Below are 12,723 nucleotides of genomic sequence, written 5' to 3' on the forward strand. Positions count from 1 at the left end.
CCGTGAGCCGTTCACGTTTCGCACATGAAGGTACTCGGCATCTGTGGCCGCAACGTGGCCGACGACGCACTCGAGCGGACCGCCGACCGAATCGTCGACCACCTCTCCCGGGAGGGTCGCGTCGGCGTGATCTGGTACGACGCCACCATCGCCGACGGGACGCCGGAGCTACGGGATCCGTCGATCACCCCCGGCGGCGACGTCACCTACGACCTCGGTGCCGACGGCGACTGGACCGCCACCGGCACCGACCTGTCGGTATCCGACGCGCTCGACACGCTCGCAGGCGACTGCGCGTACGCCGTCGTCGTGGGCGTCGAGTCGTTGCGGTACCCGACGGTCCTCGTCGGCGAGGGCGACGACGTTCCGCAGTCGACCGTCGCGACCGTCCCGACGCCCGCCGACCTCGACCTCGAGACGATCGTCGAGGCGCTCGAGGACGCCGAACCACACGAGACGCTCGAGTCGCTCGTCGCCCGGATCAAGCGCTCGCCCGACGCCGACCGTGCGGGCGCGATCGCGACGTTTACCGGTCGCGTCCGCGCGAAGGACTCGGCCGACGACGCCCGAACCGAGTATCTCGAGTTCGAAAAGTACGAGGGGGTCGCCGACGAACGACTCGAGTCGTTGCGGACGGACCTCGAGGACCGCGACGGGGTGTACGCAGTTGAACTGTTCCACCGGACCGGCGTCGTTCGCGACGGCGAGGACATCGTCTTCGTCGTCGTCCTCGCCGGACACCGGGGCGAGGCGTTTCGAACCGTCGAGGACGGTATCAATCGCCTGAAAGACGAGGTGCCGCTGTTCAAAAAGGAGGTCACGGTCGACGACGAGTTCTGGGTTCACGAACGAGCCTGATCGGCGAGGTTCGGAACGGTCTTCAGTCAGTCGGCGACAAACTCGAGTCGATTCCGGCTCGCATCGACAGACAGAGATAATCGATTAGCATCGGTTCTAAAACGTCTCGAGCTATCTGGGGCGGTATTAAAACGTCGTCGTTCGGGAGGTGTCGAACGGTTTGTTTCCCTCCGTTTTCCTGAATGCAATCGAAACGTGACTAACCATCCTTCCTTTATAACAGATCGTGGCGACGAGGTGATACCGTCGATGAGCACGACAGCCTCCCCCTCCACGGAAAGCAAGGAACGCCGCCTGAAACGCTACCTTCGCGAACGCGTCGAAGACGGAGAGCTCTACTTCAAGGGCAAGTTCATCGCCGACGACGTCGGCCTGTCCCCGAAGGAGATCGGTGCGCTCATGGTGAAGCTGTCGGACTCCGCGACCGACCTCGAGATCGAGAAGTGGTCGTACACGAGTGCGACCACGTGGCGCGTCGAACCCGCCTGAGAACTGTCGTTTCGTCCACCCTCGTCCTCGTTCTCCTCGTTCTTTTCGTGCCGATCGGACTGACAGCTGGTACCGCGACACTCGCTACGGCAGTCGATTTATACCTCGCGACGAGTAATCACTGACGATGGACGACGCCGACGCGCCCGACTCCGGCCCTCCACTCGAGACGATCGAGTCGGTGTTCGCCGTCTACGAGACCAGAACCGACGGCGAGCAGCTTCTCTACTACGGCGATCCGCTGTTGGCCCCCGAGTCGGCGATGGAGGAGCTCTGGCCAACGTTTCGCGATGCGGGCTACGAGGTCCAGCTCACGAGACGCCACGGCGAGTTCGTCCTCGTCGCCGAACCCACCGACGTCGGCATCGACGGTATCCCGTGGACGAACGTCGTATTGTTCGTCGCGACGGTGTTCTCGACGCTGTTCGCCGGTGCGCAGTGGTACTACGTCAATCCGCTCGAGGACCCGGTCGGAGCGGCGCTCGAGGCCTGGCCTTTCACCGTCGCGATCCTGGGCGTCCTCGGCGTCCACGAGATGGGCCACTACGTGATGAGCCGGTACCACCGGGTCGACGCCTCGCTGCCGTACTTCCTCCCGGTGCCGACGCTCATCGGGACGATGGGTGCGGTCATCAAGATGAAAGGCCGGATGCCCGACCGGAAGGCGCTTTTCGACATCGGCGTCGCCGGTCCGATCGCCGGGCTGGTCGCGACCGTCCTCGTCACGGTCGTCGGACTGCACCTCGATCCGGTGACTGCCCCACAGTCGGTCGTCAACGACCCGAACTCCATCCAGATCCGACTGGGGTATCCGCCCCTGCTCGAGTTGCTCGCGTCGGCGTTCGACCAGTCGCTGTACCGTGACGATCCGGCGAAGGCGGTCAACCCGGTCGTCATCGGCGGCTGGGTCGGCATGTTCGTTACGTTCCTCAACCTGATCCCGGTGGGACAGCTCGACGGCGGCCACATCTTGCGGGCGATGGTCGGCGACCTCCAGGAGACGGTCGCCGCACTCGTCCCCGGCGTCCTGCTCGGACTCGCCGGCTACCTCTACTACGTCGCTGACTACAGCGGCAACTCGGTGTTCGTCTGGGTGTTCTGGGGACTGTTCGCCGCGCTCATCGCCGCGGCGGGACCGGCGAGACCGGTCGAAGACGACCACCTCGACACGGGTCGAATCGTCCTCGGAGTCGTCACGTTCGCGTTCGGCGTCCTCTGTTTCATGCCGGTGCCGATCGAGATCGTCGGCTGACAACTCTCACCGGCTGCCGATCCGAACGGCGACGGCGAGTCTCACCCGTGCGTGTACCCGCGATCGGCCAGCGGTTCGCCGTCGATCGTCACGCCCTCTTCGACGGCCGAACCGAGGACCGTGATCGGGACGTCCGCGCCCGCGCGAATCTTCTCGAGGTCCGTCTCCGGAACCGTGAACACGAGTTCGAAGTCCTCGCCGAACGTCGTCGCACGGTCGAACGCCTCGGCGTCGTCGGTCGCGATCTCGTGGACGGTCTCGTCGATCGGCACCCGGTCGGCGTCGACGGCGAACCCACAGCCGGAGGCCTCGGCGAGCTGGTGGAGCGACCGGGCGAGTCCGTCGCTCGAGTCCATCATCGCCGTCGCGTGGGGGGCGATCGCCAGCCCGGTGTCGACGCGGGGTTCGAACCGGAAGAGGTCGTTCGCCCGCTCCACCTCGCCGCGGTCGAACAGGTCGACGGCGGCGGCGCTTCGACCGAGGGTGCCGGTGACGCAGACGGTGTCCCCCACCCGTGCGCCGCTTCTGAGGACGGGGTCGGTCGCGTCGCCGAGTGCCGTCGTCGCGACGGTGAACTCGTCGTGGTCGTCCAGGTCGCCGCCGACGTACGATGCCGAGACGTGCTCGCAGACGTCGTGTGCGCCGCGAACGAACGCGAGTAACTCCTCGTCGTCGAACGTCGGGGCACCGTAGACGGCGACCGCAGCCGTCGCTTCGGCACCCATCGCCGCCACGTCCGACAGCGACGCACCGACGGCTCGCCACCCGGCCGTGTATCGCGTCGTTCCCGCCGGGAAGTCCGTCCGCTCGTGGAGCATGTCCGTCGTCATCACCTGCCCGTCGACGACGGCGGCGTCGTCACCGACCGGGTCGAGTTCGCGCTCGAGGAGCGCCAGCGCGGCGCGTTCGTCCATACCCGACGTTCCGGAGCCAGTGCGAAAAACGAACCGGAACGCCGTCGACGCGACGTCAGCGAGCGGCGACGCGTGTGGACGAGTGACGGGCGCGAGCGGGCCGCTCGAGCGGACAACGATGCTCTTAAATGCCGCGGAAGGGAACGAAACGCCAATGGCTACGATGTACGACGTTCCGGCGGATGCGCTCATCGAGGCGCTCGCCGAGGAACTCGAGGATCGACTCGACGAACCGGAGTGGGCCCAGTTCGCGACGACTGGTGCCGACCGTGAACTCCCTCCCGAACAGGACGACTTCTGGGCCGTTCGTGCCGCCAGCCTCCTGCGCAAGGTCGCAGACAACAGCCCCGTCGGTGTCGAGCGTCTCGCCACCGAGTACGGCGGTTCGAAAGGCGGTTCGAACCGGTACCGCGTCGCCCCCGACCGTCGCGCCGACGGTTCGCGAAACGTCATCCGAACCATCCTCCAGCAGCTCGAGGAAGAAGACCTCGTCGAGACTGCAGAGGGTGAGGGTCGTCGCGTCACCGCCGAGGGACAGAGCCTGCTCGACGACACCGCTGGCGACGTCCTCGAGGAGCTCGACCGCCCGGAACTCGAACGCTACGCGTAGCGGATTTTTCTCGTCTCGACGCGAGGGTAGCGTCACGACGACGGTTGTGATCCGTTCCCGGCGCATCCACGACCATCTCGCGGGTACGCCGAGAACCAGCGACGACCGACGGTATCAGCGGTGCGTTCGATCGGTCGTCCGTAATCATTTTCCCCTGCGATAGACAACACGGAACCATGAGTGGACGTCCCGACGACGACGATCTCGAGGAACTCCGTCGAAAGAAGATGGAACAGCTCCAGGAGCAGGCCCAGCAACAAGAGAGCGGCGAGGCCCAGGAGGCGGCACAGCAACAGGCCGAAGCCCAGAAGCAGGCGCTGTTGCGCCAGTACCTCACCGACGACGCCCGGAAACGGCTCAACACCGTCAAGATGAGCAAGCCACAGTTCGGCGAGCAGGTCGAGCGCCAGGTGGTCGCGCTGGCCCAGAGCGGTCGCCTCCAGGGCAAGATCGACGACGAGAAGATGAAACAGTTGCTCAACGAGTTGAAGCCCGAGAAGAAGAGCTTCGACATCCGGCGGCGCTGATGCGACTCGGGCTGTTATACAGCGGCGGGAAAGACTCGACGCTCGCGGCGTTACTGTTAGACGAGTTCTACGACGTCACCCTGACGACGGCCCACTTCGGCGTCACCGACGACTGGAAACACGCCCGCGAAACGGCGGCTGCGACCGGCTTCGACTTCGAACTTCTCGAGCTCGATCCGGACGTCGCTGCGGAGGCCGCCGATCGAATTCGTGAGGACGGCTTCCCGCGAAACGGCATCCAGCTCGTCCACCAGCACGCCCTGGAGCGCGTCGCCCAGGCGGGCTTCGACGCGGTCGCCGACGGCACCCGTCGCGACGACCGCGTCCCGACCGTCTCGCGGGCGCAGGCCCAGAGCCTCGAGGATCGACACGACGTCGACTACATCGCGCCGCTGTCGGGCTTCGGTCGCAGCGCCGTCGACCGACTCGTCGACGCGACGCTCGACGTGACCGTCGGTCCGAGCGAGGAGATCACGCGGGCGGACTACGAGGCCGAACTGCGCGCGATCATCGCCGAGAAGGACGGCCGGGACGCAATCACCGAGTTGTTCCCCGACCACGAGCAGACGTACGTGACCGGCGTCCGGTAGCGAACGCGAGCGTCGTCGTCCGACCGAACGGACACATAGAAGTGTGCCGTGCTCGAACGGACGGCCATGTACGACCGCATCAAGGGGTTCCGTGACTTCTATCCCGACGAGATGGTCGCTCGGCGGGCCACGACCGACGTCTTGGAGGAGACGGCCCGCCGATACGGCTTCCGCGAGATCGCCACGCCCGCACTCGAGCGCGCCGAGATGTGGACCGACAAGAGCGGGGACGAGATCGTCGACGAACTGTACGACTTCGAGGACCAGGGCGGCCGTCACGTGACGATGACGCCGGAGCTGACGCCGACCGTCGCCCGGATGGTCGTCGCCAAGCAACAGGAGCTCTCGAAGCCGATCAAGTGGTTCTCGACCCGGCCGTTCTGGCGGTACGAACAGGTCCAGCAGGGCCGTCAGCGCGAGTTCTACCAGACGAACGTCGACATCTTCGGCTCTGCAGAACCCGAAGCCGACGCCGAGGTCCTCGCCTGGGCGGCCGACGCCCTCACGGGACTCGGGCTGACCGGCGAGGACTTCGAGTTCCGCGTCTCCCACCGGGACATCCTCGGCGGCGTCCTCGAGACGTTCGACGCCGACGTCGACACCGAGGCGGCGATCCGCGCCGTCGACAAGTCCGCCAAGATCGAGCGAGTTGAGTACCACGATCTGCTCGTCGACGCCGGCCTCTCGGTCGACCAGGCAGCCCAGTTCGACGACCTCATCGCCACGGGTGATCTCGACGCAGTCGTCGAGTTCGCGGACAGCGAACGCGTGACCGACGCGGTCGAGAACCTCCGGAACGTCCTCGCCGCCGCGGAGGACTTCGGCGCTCGCGAGTACTGTACGATCTCGCTCGAGACGGCCCGCGGACTCGATTACTACACGGGCGTCGTCTTCGAGTGTTTCGACTCCGCGGGCGACGTCTCCCGTTCGGTCTTCGGCGGCGGGCGCTACGACGACCTGATCGAGCAGTTCGGCGGCCAGCCGACGCCGGCGGTCGGCGTCGCGCCGGGACACGCCACACTGTCGCTTCTGTGCCAGCGCGCGGGCGTCTGGCCCGACGAGGAGATCGCCACCGACTACTACGTCCTCCAGGTCGGTGACACGCGGGAAACGGCGGCTCGAATCACTCGAGAACTGCGCGACCGCGGCCACGTCGTCGAGACCGACGTCGCGGGTCGCTCGTTCGGCGCGCAACTCGACTACGCCGACTCGATCAACGCCGAGACGACGGTGATCGTCGGCGAGCGCGACCTCGAGAACGACGAGGTGACGGTCAAGGACATGGACGCGGGCGACCAGGTCCAGGTTCCCGTCGACGAGTTCCCCGGCGATCGCGATCGGCCGACGTTCGACGACTTCGCGGCGTGATCGCGACAACGCACTGATCGTGGTGCTCGACGCTGGTCGACACCATCGGACACCCCTGAATACTTTTCTGCCGTCGATCTAGTTGCGGTATGGCGACGATTGCGGAGTTTTGGCTTCCGGCCGACGGCTTCCCGCTCGGGGCGACGATCGAGGCCGACCCGGCCATCCGAATCGAATTCGAGCGAATCATCCCTGCGGATGAGGGGATCGTCCCGTTTTTCTGCGTCTGGGACGCGAACGACTTCGACGCGTTCGAACGAACGCTCCTCGAGACGCAGGCCGTTCGCTCGCTCGAGAAACTGTCTCGAGTCGATTCGATGCGACTGTACAGGGCGCGGTGGAACCCGTCGGTCGAGGGGTTCGTTCACGGGATCGCCGCGAGCGGGGCGACAATCCTCGATGGACGCGGGACCGCCGACGGCTGGCGGTTCGAACTCCGGTTTACGGACCGCGCCGGGATCCGACGGTTCCAGCGATACTGCGAGCAAAACGACGTTCCGATCACACTCCAGCGCGTCTACACCGTTCGCGACGCCCGAAGCGGCGAGCGGTACGGGCTGACAGACGACCAGCGCGAGACGCTCCACACCGCGTACGAACGGGGATACTTCGAGGAGCCGAGGGGGGTCACGCAGTCGGAACTGGCCGACGAGTTCGACGTGAGCCAGCGAGCGGTCTCCCGGCGTCTCAGGCGTGCACTCTCGCGGCTGGTCGGAAACACGGTCGCACTCGAGGACGGCCCGTCGTGACACCGCCGACACACCTTCGCTGATAAACGGGTTCTACCTAGACGCACTAACGTAACTTTCGCCGGTAGCTTTGGTATCGTCGTCTACGATGGGACGAACTCAGACGCCGTTTGCACTCCCGGATCCGAGGTGGGAAAACGCGTGACGGACGACGTGAGCGAGGAGGCCGAACCGGCGACCGTCGACGCGCTCGACGCGGACAGCAACGCGAGCGTCTATCGTACGTCCTACGACCCGGCGACCGACGATTCACTCGTCACAGTCCTCGCCGACGCGATCGCGACGATGACGGGATACGAACCGCTCGAGGTCGAACCGCTTTACACCTGGGTCGACCTGGACGCCCTCGAGGCGCTTTTCGCACGCCGGTCGACGGGTGAACGTCGACGCGGGACGGTGTCGTTTACCGTGTACGAGCACACGGTGACGATCGTCGACGGCGAGTCGATCAGCGTCGAGGCGCCGTAGCGCGACGATAGTCGGGAGTAGCATTATCCGTTGGGATGATGTACGACGCCTGATGGTCGACAGCCGCCCAAACGTATTGCTTCTGCTCACCGACCAGGAACGGTACGAGTGCACCACACCCGACGGACCGCCGGTCGATACCCCGACGTTCGATCGACTCTCGGCGGAGGGGATGCGTTTCGAACGGACGTTCACGCCGATCAGCATTTGCACCAGCGCCCGTGCGTCGCTGTTGACCGGGCTGTATCCCCACAATCACGGGATGTTGAACAACAGCCACGAGGCGGACGCGATCCGGGATCACCTCCCGGCGGACTTGCCGACGTTCTCCGAGCGCCTCGACGACGCCGGCTACGATCTCACGTACGTCGGCAAGTGGCACGTCGGCAAGACTCCGAACGAAGACGGCGAGGGCCAGTCCGGGAACGACGACGATGGTCCACCTCCGGAAGACTTCGGCTTCAAGTATCTCGGTGGCAGCGACGTCCACCACGACGACATCGACACCAGGTTCGGCGAGTATCGCAAAGAGATCGGCGAGCCGATCGCCGACGAGGACCTCACGGACGAGAATTACACCAGCACTGGCATGTTAGTCGCGGCGGAAACGTCTGCTTCGGTAGAAGCAACTCGAGCGTACTTTCTCGCCGAGCTAACGATCGAGGCGATCGAACGCCACGCCGAGGACGACGGCCCGTTCTTCCATCGGACGGACTTCTACGGGCCACACCATCCGTACGTCGTCCCGGAGCCGTACGCCTCGATGTACGACCCCGACGAGATCGAGCCCTGGGACACCTACGCCGAGACGTTCGAGGGGAAGCCGGCCGTCCACGAACAGTACGTTCGCTACCGCGGCGTCGAGGACTTCGACTGGGAGACGTGGGCTGAGAAAATCGCGAAGTACTGGGGCTTCGTGACGATGATCGACGACCAGGTACGTCGAATCCTCGAGGCCCTCGAGGAACACGGACTCGCCGAGGACACCGTCGTCGTCCACGCTTCGGATCACGGCAACTTCGTCGGCAACCACCGCCAGTTCAACAAGGGCCCACTGATGTACGACGAGACGTATCACGTTCCCTTGCAGGTGCGCTGGCCCGGCATCACGGAGGAAGGTACGACCTGCGACGCACCGGTTCTCCTCCAGGACCTCGCGCCGACGTTCCTCGAGATCGGCGAGGCGGAGCCTCTCGACGATATCGACGCCCGAAGTTTCGTCCCGCTGCTCGAGGGCGAGCGACCGGACGACTGGCGCGATTCCATCTACGCGGAGTACCACGGCGACGAGTTCGGCCTCTACAGCCAGCGGATGGTCCGCACGGACGAGTACAAGTACGTCTACAACGGCCCCGATCGAAACGAACTGTACGACCTCGAGGCCGATCCGGCGGAACTCCAGAACCTGATCGACCACCCTGGCTACGCCGAGGTGCAACGAGATCTGGAGGAACGACTCGTCGCGTGGATGGACGAAACCGACGATTCGATCCGGAAGTGGGTTCCGACGACGTTCGACGACGCGTCGACCGAGTAAACGACCACGGGTCGGGTGACCCGTGGCTTTTAGAGGTAGCCGAGGTCCGCGAGTCGGTCTTCCGTCGACTCGCTCATCGAGACGCTTCCCTCAGTCGCCGCGCTCTCGAGGCCGTCGAAGCGACGCTCGAGTCGCTCCCGGAGGTCGGCCCGCACCGTCGGTTCGTCGTCGGCGACGTCGGTCGTCTCGAGTGGATCGGTCGTCATCCGGTGGAGTCGTTCGAACTCGCCGTCGCCGACGACGTACTTGTACTCGGCCGTGCGGATCGCCCGGAGTTGCCTGTCGAACTCGTAGATGCGCTCGGGCAGATCGCCGAAGCGAGCCTCGAGGCGGTCGATCGACGGCTGGGGCGCGACGTACTCGGCGAAGACCGCGTCTCGAGGATCGTTCCTCGCGTCCGGGTGCAACGACCGTCCCCAGCTTTGTTCGCGAAACGCTCGATCGTCGACGGCCGCCGTATCGAGGAGCGTGTCCGGGAGGTCGAGCAGCGACACGAGTTCGCTCCGGCGTCCGCCGTCGGTGAACGGGCCGCCACGGACGACGAGCGGGACGTGCAACAGCGTCTCGTAGAGGTTGTACTGATGGCCGAAGAAACCGTGTTCACCGACGTTCTCGCCGTGGTCGCCACAGACGACAAGCAGGGTGTCCTCCCACTCGCCCGCGGACTCGAGTGCGTCCCGGAGGCGGCCGAGTTGTTCGTCGACGTAGGCGAGTTCGCCCCTGTAGAGCGCACGGAGCAGTCGAAACTCGCGCTCGCCGAGCTCGTAGTCGCCGACATCGTAGGCGCGGGGATCCTGTCTGATCGCAGTCGCCTCCTCGTAACTCGCGTCCGGCGGGAGGAACCGTTCGGCGTGTGCCTGCGGCGGATCGTACTCGACGTGGGGTTCGATGTAGTTACAGAACAGAAAGAACGGTCGGTCGCGCTCGCGGTTCTGTAGCCAGTCTGCGATCCAGGTCGTCGTCCGGTCGGCACCGTCGTCGCCCTGGGGCTTTATCACCTCGCTGTAGAGCAGGTTCGCCGCGTTGACCACGGGGTTGCCCTCGAAGAGCCGATCGCGGGCGGCCTCGAGTTTCGCCTCGAGGTGTTCGGCCCGGACGACGGTTCCCATGTCCACGTCGGACTGGACGTACTGCCAGCCACGGCGCAGCGTCTCGAACCCGCGGTCGAAGCCGAACTCCTCGGTGATCCAGGTGTTGTTCGAGACGCCGACGGTCTCGTAGCCGGCGTCGGAAAACGACTCCGCGAGCGTCCGGTGATCTGGGCCGAGATAGGTGTGGCCACCGTGTGTACCGTGTTCCGAGGGGTACGTTCCGGTGAACAGCGAGGCGTGTGAGGGGACCGTCCACGGCGCGGTCGCGAACGCGCGCTCGAAGGAGGTCCCCTCGGCCGCGAGCGAGGCGAGTGTCGGCATCGTTCGACTCTCCGCGGTTCCACACCCCGTCGCGTTTCGCTCGCCCGGCGCGTTCACCTCGTCGACGCTCGTCGCTCGCGCCGTATCGAGGACGACGAGAACGACGTTGTGGACGTTCTCGTGTGACTCACTCTCACGTCCATTGGACTCGCCCATAGTACACCTACTCCAGCCCCTGCAGGGAAGGCCACCTTCCCGGAGTATGCAGGTGATTGACGATATCACCCCGTCACGGCATGGGGTTTGCTCTCCCCGTCGCTCGGTGATGGCGGGAGATACAACCGAACGATACTAATCAACCATCCTATCGTTAGGCCAACAGCTTAACGAGGACGGGACGCAAGACGAGTTCGATGACGACGGCTCCGTTCCGAGATGGTAAGCGCGTCATTCGCAGATGGAATCGCGCGTTCAGTGCAGTCTCGACCGAACCACGCCGCCAGTTGATCGTCGCCCTCCTGGACGCTCCAGCCGACGATACCGTCCTGCTACCGGGGAGCGCGATGAACCCGAACGATCCGCGCGATCTCGAGACGCTTCGACGCGAACTGCGCCACACCCACCTTCCGATGCTCGCAGACGCGGGGTTCGTCGAGTGGGACACCGACCCGCTGGTCGCGTCTCGCGGCCCGCGGTTCGACGAAGTCGCGGTGATCTTCGAGGCGTTACACGAGAACGCGACTTCCCTCCCCGACCAGCTAGTCTCCGGCTGCCGGCGACTCGAGCGAGAACGCCGGAGCCAGAGCAGTTCCGCGGACTGACGAGCGACGTCCCACTTCTGTCGATCGTCGATAGCGACGTCCGAGAGTATAACCGCCCCGACGCCCTGGGTCGAATCGATGTCGATGCGGGCATTCCGAATCGCCTACGACGGCACGCCGTACTACGGATTTCAACGCCAGCCGGACGTTCCGACCGTCGAGGACACACTCTTCGACGCGCTCCGTGATCTCGAGGTCTTCACCGGCGACAAGCCGGCAGGGTACGCCGCCGCCGGGCGAACCGACGCGGGCGTCTCCGCCGTCGCCCAGACGGTCGCCTTCGAGGCCCCCGACTGGCTCATGCCGCGGGCGTTCAACGCCGAACTCCCGGCGAAGATCCGCGCGTGGGCGTCGGCCGACGCGCCCGCCGACTTTCACGCGACCCACCATGCCGCCCGACGCGAGTACGTCTACCACCTCTACGCTCCCGCCACCGACGCCGACCGCACACTCGCCGCGACGGTCGACGACGACCGCTTCGACGCCGCACTCGAGGCCCTCTCCGGCTCCCACGACTTTCACAACCTCACGCCGGACGACGCGAACACCGAGCGATCGCCCGACCTCGAGGCGAGCCGCGACGGCGACTACCTCGTCGTGACGGTCCGTGCGGACGGGTTCGCCCGCGAACTCGTTCGTCGACTGGTCTCGCTCGCTCACGCCGTCGGGACCGGCGACGCCCCATTCGAGAAGATCGATCGCGCGCTCTCGCCGACGCAACTTCCCGGTCACGAGGGGATTCCGCCGGCCCCGGCCGAACCGCTCGTGTTGACACGCGTCGCGTATCCCGACCTCGAGTTCGACACCGACCCGGAGGCGGCCGCGAGCGCCCGCGAGATATTCGAACGGCGACGGATCGACCGGGCGACCGGCGCGCGCGTCTCGCGAGAGATCCGCGAGGGCATCGCCGAGTGAAACCGTTTTGCCGACGCGCGACACACGTCGGGACATGGACCTGTCACCCGAGGAGTACGGTGCCTACTGGCGCGGTGCGATCCGCATCGCCGCCGGGGTGCTCGTCGTCTTCGTCGGCAGTCGATTCGTCGACCCGCTGCTCTCCCACTCGGCGTTCGGTGCGACCGTCCTCGGCGTCGTCCTCTTCGTGGGGTTCGTCCTCGCGGGCACGTTCGTCGCCGTCCTCGGGGTCGCTCGAGTCGTCAGGACGGCCGTCGCCGTCGAGACGTAGCG

The 12,723-nt window shown here is 65.8% G+C and carries 15 protein-coding genes; 13 read left to right on the forward strand and 2 right to left on the reverse strand.

Going from position 1 to position 12,723, the window contains the following annotated elements; translation table 11 throughout:
- The first annotated feature begins 24 nt into the window (after positions 1 to 24).
- From MU558_RS09630 to MU558_RS09640, 3 genes are all read left to right on the forward strand, one after another.
- Positions 25 to 858, forward strand: a complete 834-nt coding sequence (locus MU558_RS09630; protein ID WP_246965950.1) for a molybdopterin synthase — start codon at positions 25 to 27, stop codon at positions 856 to 858.
- A 249-nt stretch (positions 859 to 1,107) separates the two neighbouring features.
- A complete protein-coding gene (locus MU558_RS09635; RefSeq protein ID WP_246965951.1) occupies positions 1,108 to 1,347 on the forward strand; it encodes a DUF7123 family protein in 240 nt (79 codons plus the stop codon).
- Positions 1,348 to 1,474: 127 nt separating this feature from the next.
- The gene (locus MU558_RS09640; RefSeq protein ID WP_246965953.1) at positions 1,475 to 2,599 is read left to right on the forward strand and encodes a site-2 protease family protein; all 1,125 of its coding nucleotides are present in this window, start codon (positions 1,475 to 1,477) and stop codon (positions 2,597 to 2,599) included.
- Positions 2,600 to 2,640: 41 nt separating this feature from the next.
- Here MU558_RS09640 and thiL read toward each other — a convergent pair whose 3' ends face one another.
- Positions 2,641 to 3,513: a thiamine-phosphate kinase gene (gene thiL / locus MU558_RS09645; RefSeq protein ID WP_246965955.1), complete on the reverse strand. Its 873-nt coding sequence runs from the start codon at positions 3,511 to 3,513 to the stop codon at positions 2,641 to 2,643.
- Positions 3,514 to 3,667: 154 nt separating this feature from the next.
- Here thiL and MU558_RS09650 point away from each other — a divergent pair, with 154 nt between their 5' ends.
- The 7 genes from MU558_RS09650 (at position 3,668) to MU558_RS09680 (ending at position 9,362) form a co-directional block, all read left to right on the forward strand.
- Complete coding sequence (locus MU558_RS09650) at positions 3,668 to 4,123, forward strand: 30S ribosomal protein S19e (protein ID WP_246965956.1); 456 nt, start codon at positions 3,668 to 3,670, stop codon at positions 4,121 to 4,123.
- A gap of 176 nt (positions 4,124 to 4,299) precedes the next feature.
- On the forward strand, positions 4,300 to 4,650 hold the full coding sequence (locus MU558_RS09655) for a DNA-binding protein (RefSeq protein WP_246965957.1): 351 nt from the start codon (positions 4,300 to 4,302) through the stop codon (positions 4,648 to 4,650).
- Positions 4,650 to 5,240: a DUF7411 family protein gene (locus tag MU558_RS09660; RefSeq protein WP_246965959.1), complete on the forward strand. Its 591-nt coding sequence runs from the start codon at positions 4,650 to 4,652 to the stop codon at positions 5,238 to 5,240. Before MU558_RS09655 ends, MU558_RS09660 begins: the two co-directional genes overlap by 1 nt.
- Positions 5,241 to 5,306: 66 nt before the next feature.
- On the forward strand, positions 5,307 to 6,608 hold the full coding sequence (hisS, locus tag MU558_RS09665; protein WP_246965960.1) for a histidine--tRNA ligase: 1,302 nt from the start codon (positions 5,307 to 5,309) through the stop codon (positions 6,606 to 6,608).
- A gap of 89 nt (positions 6,609 to 6,697) precedes the next feature.
- On the forward strand, positions 6,698 to 7,357 hold the full coding sequence (locus MU558_RS09670) for a helix-turn-helix domain-containing protein (RefSeq protein ID WP_246965962.1): 660 nt from the start codon (positions 6,698 to 6,700) through the stop codon (positions 7,355 to 7,357).
- 141 nt (positions 7,358 to 7,498) lie between these two features.
- Entirely contained in the window at positions 7,499 to 7,825 is a 327-nt protein-coding gene (locus tag MU558_RS09675) for a HalOD1 output domain-containing protein (protein WP_246965963.1), read from the forward strand.
- 52 nt (positions 7,826 to 7,877) lie between these two features.
- Positions 7,878 to 9,362, forward strand: a complete 1,485-nt coding sequence (locus MU558_RS09680; RefSeq protein ID WP_246965965.1) for a sulfatase family protein — start codon at positions 7,878 to 7,880, stop codon at positions 9,360 to 9,362.
- A 29-nt stretch (positions 9,363 to 9,391) separates the two neighbouring features.
- On the opposite strand, the gene MU558_RS09685 is transcribed toward MU558_RS09680, so the two are convergent.
- Positions 9,392 to 10,930: a sulfatase gene (locus MU558_RS09685; protein WP_246965967.1), complete on the reverse strand. Its 1,539-nt coding sequence runs from the start codon at positions 10,928 to 10,930 to the stop codon at positions 9,392 to 9,394.
- Between the two features lie 197 nt (positions 10,931 to 11,127).
- Between MU558_RS09685 and MU558_RS09690 the strand changes: the two genes are divergently transcribed.
- From MU558_RS09690 to MU558_RS09700, 3 genes are all read left to right on the forward strand, one after another.
- On the forward strand, positions 11,128 to 11,535 hold the full coding sequence (locus MU558_RS09690) for a hypothetical protein (RefSeq protein ID WP_246965969.1): 408 nt from the start codon (positions 11,128 to 11,130) through the stop codon (positions 11,533 to 11,535).
- Positions 11,536 to 11,613: 78 nt separating this feature from the next.
- Entirely contained in the window at positions 11,614 to 12,450 is an 837-nt protein-coding gene (gene truA / locus MU558_RS09695) for a tRNA pseudouridine(38-40) synthase TruA (RefSeq protein ID WP_246965970.1), read from the forward strand.
- A gap of 34 nt (positions 12,451 to 12,484) precedes the next feature.
- Positions 12,485 to 12,721 carry a hypothetical protein gene (locus tag MU558_RS09700; RefSeq protein ID WP_246965972.1) on the forward strand — a complete coding sequence of 79 codons (237 nt, stop codon included), beginning with the start codon at positions 12,485 to 12,487 and terminating at the stop codon, positions 12,719 to 12,721.
- Positions 12,722 to 12,723: the final 2 nt, after the last annotated feature.

Origin of the sequence: Natribaculum luteum (assembly GCF_023008545.1) — an archaeon.
Classification (GTDB): domain Archaea; phylum Halobacteriota; class Halobacteria; order Halobacteriales; family Natrialbaceae; genus Natribaculum; species Natribaculum luteum.

Excerpts from the sequence above, each read along its gene's own strand:
- MU558_RS09630 (WP_246965950.1), top strand. The coding sequence starts at position 25 with ATGAAGGTACTCGGCATCTGTGGCCGCAACGTGGCCGACGACGCACTC.
- MU558_RS09635 (WP_246965951.1), top strand. The coding sequence starts at position 1,108 with ATGAGCACGACAGCCTCCCCCTCCACGGAAAGCAAGGAACGCCGCCTG.
- MU558_RS09640 (WP_246965953.1), top strand. The coding sequence starts at position 1,475 with ATGGACGACGCCGACGCGCCCGACTCCGGCCCTCCACTCGAGACGATC.
- thiL (WP_246965955.1), bottom strand. The coding sequence starts at position 3,513 with ATGGACGAACGCGCCGCGCTGGCGCTCCTCGAGCGCGAACTCGACCCG.
- MU558_RS09650 (WP_246965956.1), top strand. The coding sequence starts at position 3,668 with ATGGCTACGATGTACGACGTTCCGGCGGATGCGCTCATCGAGGCGCTC.
- MU558_RS09655 (WP_246965957.1), top strand. The coding sequence starts at position 4,300 with ATGAGTGGACGTCCCGACGACGACGATCTCGAGGAACTCCGTCGAAAG.
- MU558_RS09660 (WP_246965959.1), top strand. The coding sequence starts at position 4,650 with ATGCGACTCGGGCTGTTATACAGCGGCGGGAAAGACTCGACGCTCGCG.
- hisS (WP_246965960.1), top strand. The coding sequence starts at position 5,307 with ATGTACGACCGCATCAAGGGGTTCCGTGACTTCTATCCCGACGAGATG.
- MU558_RS09670 (WP_246965962.1), top strand. The coding sequence starts at position 6,698 with ATGGCGACGATTGCGGAGTTTTGGCTTCCGGCCGACGGCTTCCCGCTC.
- MU558_RS09680 (WP_246965965.1), top strand. The coding sequence starts at position 7,878 with ATGGTCGACAGCCGCCCAAACGTATTGCTTCTGCTCACCGACCAGGAA.
- MU558_RS09685 (WP_246965967.1), bottom strand. The coding sequence starts at position 10,930 with ATGGGCGAGTCCAATGGACGTGAGAGTGAGTCACACGAGAACGTCCAC.
- MU558_RS09690 (WP_246965969.1), top strand. The coding sequence starts at position 11,128 with ATGACGACGGCTCCGTTCCGAGATGGTAAGCGCGTCATTCGCAGATGG.
- truA (WP_246965970.1), top strand. The coding sequence starts at position 11,614 with ATGTCGATGCGGGCATTCCGAATCGCCTACGACGGCACGCCGTACTAC.
- MU558_RS09700 (WP_246965972.1), top strand. The coding sequence starts at position 12,485 with ATGGACCTGTCACCCGAGGAGTACGGTGCCTACTGGCGCGGTGCGATC.